This window comes from Gordonibacter sp., assembly GCF_036667095.1.
GTDB lineage: Bacteria > Actinomycetota > Coriobacteriia > Coriobacteriales > Eggerthellaceae > Gordonibacter.
This window is the reverse complement of the sequence record NZ_JAVWUP010000351.1, coordinates 1-1736: the sequence shown is the minus strand read 5'-3', so window position 1 is coordinate 1736 and position 1736 is coordinate 1. Positions and strand designations below refer to the sequence as shown.

At 60.7% G+C, this 1736-nt stretch carries 3 protein-coding genes; 2 read left to right on the top strand and 1 reads right to left on the bottom strand.

The genetic code is table 11. The features are described 5' to 3' along the window. The coding region (locus RR842_RS14520; protein WP_332730284.1) for a hypothetical protein at positions 1-190 on the top strand (190 nt) is incomplete at its 5' end. A 73-nt stretch (positions 191-263) separates the two neighbouring features. Here RR842_RS14520 and RR842_RS14515 read toward each other — a convergent pair. Further along, the gene (locus tag RR842_RS14515; protein ID WP_332518423.1) at positions 264-662 is read right to left on the bottom strand and encodes a hypothetical protein; all 399 of its coding nucleotides are present in this window, start codon (positions 660-662) and stop codon (positions 264-266) included. 144 nt (positions 663-806) lie between these two features. On the opposite strand from RR842_RS14515, the gene RR842_RS14510 reads away from it, so the two are divergent. After that, positions 807-1736, top strand: a 930-nt coding sequence (locus RR842_RS14510) for a hypothetical protein (RefSeq protein WP_332730283.1), incomplete at its 3' end; no start/stop codon positions are given.

Sequence of the window (1736 nt, the reverse complement as noted above, 5' to 3'; positions counted from 1 at the left end):
CGGGAGCAGGACACGCAAGAGGCGCACAGCGTTCATTAGCAGAGCAACGGCGGCGCGCGTAGGAACCCTTATTGGATCGACAGCGAAGCACCATGTGAGCAATATCTACCGCAAGATAGGCGTATTCGACCGCCAAGGCCTTCTGGACACCATCGAGCAAGGCGGCGTCGGCAAATCAACTTGGGAATAACATAGCTCACTCAAAAGCCGATTTCAATCGCATCCATTTCGGAAACAGACGCACACAAACCGCCGCAAGTGAGTTACTTCCCGCCGACAAGGCCTCCGAGTAGGCCTTCGGCTATGCCCTCGATGGCTTCGAGGGGGTTGCCCTCTTCCGCCTTCTCGGACTTCTTGGTGTGCTTTTCCGTTGCCTCGGCAGCGTCGCCGCCTCCGAACAGACCACCCAGCTTGCCCAGCAGGGCACCGGGATCGTTACCCAGGAAGTCGCCCGCCATTTTGATGATGGACTCGATGTTCAGATCTTTGCCTTCGAGCAGGGGTTCCACAGCCTTCACGACATCGTTCACCTCAGCCTCGGTAAGGTCCAGACCGGTTGCGCCCTTGATGGCGGCGGCCGGGTCCACGCCGAAAGCTTTCAAGCTCTCAGGATCTTTCGCGGCACCTTGCAGCAGCTGGCCTACGATGCTCTGGATATCCATGGTCCCCTCTTTCAACTAACGGTTGTAGCAGCGCAGGAAAAACCTAGCGCCCCTCGTGCGGAACTATAATAACCTTGGTGCCCGACGAGATGATCGGCGCACCTATCACCGTTAGTTGAACCTCGAGGGGAACAGGACCGCCCGATGACGACCAAGAAGACGCACGCCGAAGAACCACCCGAAAAAAACGCCGCTAGCACGTCGGATGCTGAGACGGCACCCGAGACCACAGCTGCTGCACCCGCGAAGAAGGAGCCGAAAGAGCGCACGTTCGTCGACGCCAAAACCGGCAAGACCATCGCGCACCCCCATCAGGGCGGCGGCACCGAGGCGAACAAGGCCATCCGCGAGGAGATGCACACAGAGCGCAAGGGAAACGCGCTGCCGTTTCGTATCGGTGCCATCGTACTGTGGGTGCTGGGCATCGCTTGTGAGGTCATGGCCATCCTGGTGGTAAACCGCACGCTGTTCCTGCCCGGCCCCGCGCCCATGACATGGCTGATCATCTGGCTGGTCGTTGACCTGGTGCTCGTGATCGTAGGATCGCAGCTGTGGAAGCACGCAAACCACCTCTCCCCGGCCTCCAAGGATAACAAGCTGGCATACTGGGTACAGACCGACCTGGGCGTGATTATCGCGGCCATCGCGTTCGCGCCTATCATCATCTTGATGCTGACCAGCAAGGACACTGACAAGCGCACCAAGCAAGTGGGCACCATCGTGGCTGCTGTCGCACTTATTGCCGCGATAGGCAGCGGTATCGACTACCACCCCACCACACAAGAGGACAAGGACCAGGCCGAGGCCGGTGCCGCCGTCCTCTCCGACGATGGGCTGGCCTACTGGACGCCGTTCGGCGCGGTGTACCACTTCAACCCCGACTGCCAGTACATCAAGAATTCCGGCACCATCTACTCCGGCTCGGTGCAGGATGCCCTTGACGCAGGCCGCGACCGCGGCTGCTCCGGCTGCACGGTGGAGGACGGCAGCGACGTGCTGTCGAAGTCCGACCCCGATGCCCTCGCCACCGCCCTGGCCAATGTCATCAGCGTGAACACCGACGACCAGACCGCA